The 4,030-nt window shown below is 35.6% G+C and carries 5 protein-coding genes and 1 pseudogene; 1 reads left to right on the top strand and 5 read right to left on the bottom strand.

All coding sequences use genetic code 11. The features are described from left to right. The coding region (locus D3H64_RS08355) for a helix-turn-helix transcriptional regulator (protein WP_147429911.1) at window positions 1-324 on the top strand (324 nt) is incomplete at its 5' end. 59 nt (window positions 325-383) lie between these two features. Here the strand turns inward: D3H64_RS08355 and D3H64_RS08350 are convergent. The 5 genes and pseudogenes from D3H64_RS08350 to D3H64_RS08330 form a co-directional block, all read right to left on the bottom strand. Further along, window positions 384-551: a cysteine-rich KTR domain-containing protein gene (locus D3H64_RS08350; protein ID WP_000336323.1), complete on the bottom strand. Its 168-nt coding sequence runs from the start codon at window positions 549-551 to the stop codon at window positions 384-386. Between the two features lie 118 nt (window positions 552-669). Beyond that, on the bottom strand, window positions 670-2,589 hold the full coding sequence (tet(M), locus tag D3H64_RS08345; RefSeq protein WP_032812904.1) for a tetracycline resistance ribosomal protection protein Tet(M): 1,920 nt from the start codon (window positions 2,587-2,589) through the stop codon (window positions 670-672). A 15-nt stretch (window positions 2,590-2,604) separates the two neighbouring features. Next, window positions 2,605-2,652: pseudogene (locus tag D3H64_RS10600) on the bottom strand (hypothetical protein); the annotation flags it as partial. Between the two features lie 313 nt (window positions 2,653-2,965). Next, window positions 2,966-3,901 (bottom strand): conjugal transfer protein, encoded by a 936-nt coding sequence (locus D3H64_RS08335; RefSeq protein WP_001224320.1) that lies wholly within the window; start codon window positions 3,899-3,901, stop codon window positions 2,966-2,968. Continuing rightward, window positions 3,898-4,030, bottom strand: a 133-nt coding sequence (locus D3H64_RS08330) for an NlpC/P60 family protein (RefSeq protein WP_147429910.1), incomplete at its 5' end; no start/stop codon positions are given. The genes D3H64_RS08335 and D3H64_RS08330, both read right to left, overlap by 4 nt.

Below are 4,030 nucleotides of genomic sequence, written 5' to 3'. Positions count from 1 at the left end.
AGAGCCTTTGGTTTAGCCATTAAAGAAGCTCGATTGAAACGAGGTTTAACTCGTGAACAAGTGGGAGCATTGATTGAAATTGACCCACGGTACTTAACTAATATTGAAAATAAAGGGCAACACCCCAGCATACAAGTTCTTTATGACCTTGTATCGTTACTTCATGTTTCCGTTGATGAATTTTTCTTACCTGCTAATAACTTGGTAAAAAGCACCCGACGATTACAGATAGAGAAATACATGGATAGCTTTACAGACAAAGAACTATCCTTAATGGAATCTTTAGCCAGCGGTATCAACGAAGCAAGAAACATCGAAGACTAATTAAAAGAATCCATACATAACGGAAAGAGCCGATAAAATGAGATTGTATTAATCTCATTTTATCGGCTCTGCGTCTTTGCGTCTGGCTCTGTAATCACAGTTACTTTGAACTGCTTTATTTCAATTAAATTTTCTTGTCTGCATTTCGGACAATAGAGGGGGAATTTTTTTAATTCAGTATCTTCCCTTATCTTTAATCGTGTTTTATTTCCACATACAGGACACAATATCCACTTGTAGTTTATAATAACTATCTCCTCCTTTACACTTTAATTCAAATCTTTATTAAAGAATATTTCATCTTATTTAACAAGAAACCATATTTATATAACAACATAAAATACACTAAGTTATTTTATTGAACATATATCGTACTTTATCTATCCTACTATTTGGACGACGGGGCTGGCAAACAGGTTCACCGGTAGTAACATGGTACCCTTTTAACTCTGTTAAACAAACACTACGTCCATTTGTAAAGAAAGTTAAATCACTACGATATTCTTGAATACATCGAGCAGGGATTTCTCCACTAAGAATGACCTCATTATTTTTCAATTGAGTGTCTACGATGTTCGCACAATATTTAGGAGCATCGTTGTATGCTCGTGAAAGATATTCCTGTGGCGCATAAATTTTAAAACTAAGATATGGCTCTAACAATTCTGTTCCAGCTTTTTTTAAGACTTGTTCCAATACAATAGGAGCAAGCATTCGAAAATCTGCTGGGGTACTAACAGGGCTATAGTATAAGCCATACTTAAAACAGATTTTACAGTCCGTCACATTCCAACCATATAATCCTTGTTCGCAACCATAGCGTATCCCTTCCATAACTGCATTTTGAAATGATTGATTTAAGTATCCAAGAGAAACCGAGCTCTCATACTGCATTCCACTTCCCAACGGAAGCGGTGATACAGATAAACCAATGGAAGCCCAGAAAGGATTTGGCGGCACTTCGATGTGAATGGTATATTCTGCATTTTTTAACGGTCTCTCCATATAAATGACTGTAGGCTCTTTTAGTTCTATCTCCACATGATACTTTTCTTGCAACAGTGCACTAATCACTTCCATTTGTACTTTCCCTAAGAAAGAAAGTATAATTTCATGTGTCGTAGAATCCACGTAATATCGTAGAAGCGGATCACTATCTGAGATTTCCAAAAGGGCATCAAGCAACATTTCTCTCTGTTCAGGTTTACTCGGTTCAACAGTTGTTTGTAGTAGAGGGTGCGGATTTTCAATCTTTTTTCTCTGTGGCAATAGTTTTGTATCTCCAAGAACACTATTTAACTTCAAAAACTCATTTTGCAAAATAACAATTTCTCCAGAATAAGCCTTATCGATTTTACATAATTCACCATTTATTGAAGTATACATTTCTGTAATTTTTATTTTTTCCTTTTCCGATATTCTAACCGAATCTCGTAAATGTAGTACTCCACTATAAAGGCGTATATATGCAAGACGTTGTCTTTTTTTTGTATATTCAATTTTGAAAACATTTCCGCAAAGTTCAGACGGACCTCGATGTGTTGATGAATAAAATTTATTAGTAATAACTTCTATAAGGTTATCAATCCCTATATTACTTTTTGCACTTCCATGATAAAGAGGGAACAGAGAACAATTCTGAAATCTTATGCTTTCCTCTTGTTCGAGTTCCAATGCTTCTAATGATTTACCGGACATATATTTCTCTAAAAGGTCATCGTTTCCCTCTATTACCGTATCCCATTGTTCAGATTCGGTAAAGTTCGTCACACACATATTAGGATACAGTTCTACCTTCTGTTTGATTACAATTTCGGCAGAAAGTTTCTCTTTAATATCCTGATAAACCGTTGATAAATCAATTCCATTTTGGTCAATCTTATTGATAAAAAAGATTGTGGGAATCCCCATTTTCCTAAGTGCATGAAATAATATACGAGTTTGTGCTTGTACGCCATCTTTTGCAGAAATCAGTAGAATTGCCCCATCTAAAACTGATAATGAACGATATACTTCTGCTAAGAAATCCATATGTCCTGGCGTGTCTATGATGTTCACCTTCGTATTTTCCCACTGAAAAGAGGTTATTCCTGTCTGAATTGTAATTCCTCTCTGACGTTCTAAAAGCGTATTATCCGTCCTCGTTGTACCTTTGTCCACGCTTCCTAATTCTGTAATCGCTCCACTGTTATATAATAAGCTTTCTGTTAAGGTAGTTTTTCCTGCATCAACATGAGCTAAAACTCCAATATTAATAATTTTCATGTGATTTTCCTCCATTCAAAAACCCAAAAGGGCATAAAAATCCCAGTGATAAATACTTTTATCACTGGGATTTTTATGCATAACCATAGGTATACAAAGCATACAGATATTCTCTGGATACTTTAGAATCACATGATAAAGGTATTCTTAAACTGGGTACAAAAAACTAAGCCCTCCTAAAAAAGGACATCCAATTATTTGTTCCCACTATCAAATTGACAGTTTATTTAAGAATACCTTGCCGCATATTTATTAACTCCTTTTAAATAGATACTTAAATAATAGCACGTAAGAGCATATTTGTAAAGGAATCTCCAATTTTTTATCAAAGAGAGTACGTGATTACAAAATAGCTGTAATAATGTACCAATATTTGTTATTCTATAATCTTCCAATTACTCCCGTTCTTTTCAAGTACCAAATCAAATTGAGATACCTGCGTTGCTTTGGTCTGCTGGTCGATATACTCCACTGTCAGCGATACCGTGACTTGATTATCCTTACGATTGTGAATAGGATTTACCAGTTCTTGAAAGATGTACTCTTTTCCGATTGGTTTTAATATCCCGTCATTCACATAGTAGGAAAGTTCACTGGCTGTCGCTGTAGGATAGAGCTTGAAGAACGTCGTTAAAAACTCATTGATTTCATTGGTTGTAATGGAATCAACCGTCCCCTCACTTTCAATGGCTTTTGGTTTATAACTTGATTTCTTAGGTATGTTGGTAATGGTCGGATTCTTAACCAGTACCATATTTCCAGAACCATCTACATAGACACTCACTATATAAGCAGAGTGGACGGTCTTTGTATTTTCTCCCTCTGTAATGAGCTGGTCTACACTGTAGGTTACATTAAACTCATTGTCGCCAGTTGGCTCTACCGTCCATATCTGAAATCCTCTTACAGAAGACGATACAGGAATATCTTTGCGTACTGTATCAACATTGAGAGCTTGAAGTTCATCTGTCAGATAGCCTTTTAGACTTTCCATTCGATTATCAATGGACTTATCGGATTGCTCCCATGAATAGTAGACTTTCGCAAAGTTCTCTACAAAATTTTCTACATGATGAGTATCAACGTATTCCTTTTCTATGATAGTTGTTTCGTGAATAGTATGAGTATCTATAGCTGTAAAGTGCTTGAATATCGCAAAGCTGAAACTAAGCCCTAAAAGTACCCACAAGGCAATCACAACCTTTTTATGAGGATTGACCTTATAGTAGACACGAGGTTTCTTTTCCTTTGGTATCTGTTTTTCTTTATTCTGATTTTTTCTAAATTTCATCATTAAATCTTCCTTTCTCATTGTTTGATTCGTCCTGCTCCCACTAAATGCTGTTGCCAGTAGGGGCTTGTTAAGTCGGCATAACCGATTGGGTCGCCTGCATGAAACATACGGTTATTGCCAAGGTATATCCCAACATGAGTAATATAA

Origin of the sequence: Atopobacter sp. AH10 (assembly GCF_003664595.1) — a bacterium.
In the GTDB taxonomy this organism is placed as follows: domain Bacteria; phylum Bacillota; class Bacilli; order Lactobacillales; family Aerococcaceae; genus Atopobacter.
This window is presented reverse-complemented; position numbering and strand designations above follow the sequence as displayed.

What these genes read in the sequence shown, in the direction of transcription:
- D3H64_RS08335 (WP_001224320.1), bottom strand. Translation starts at nt 3,901, where the DNA reads ATGAGAAAGGAAGATTTAATGATGAAATTTAGAAAAAATCAGAATAAA.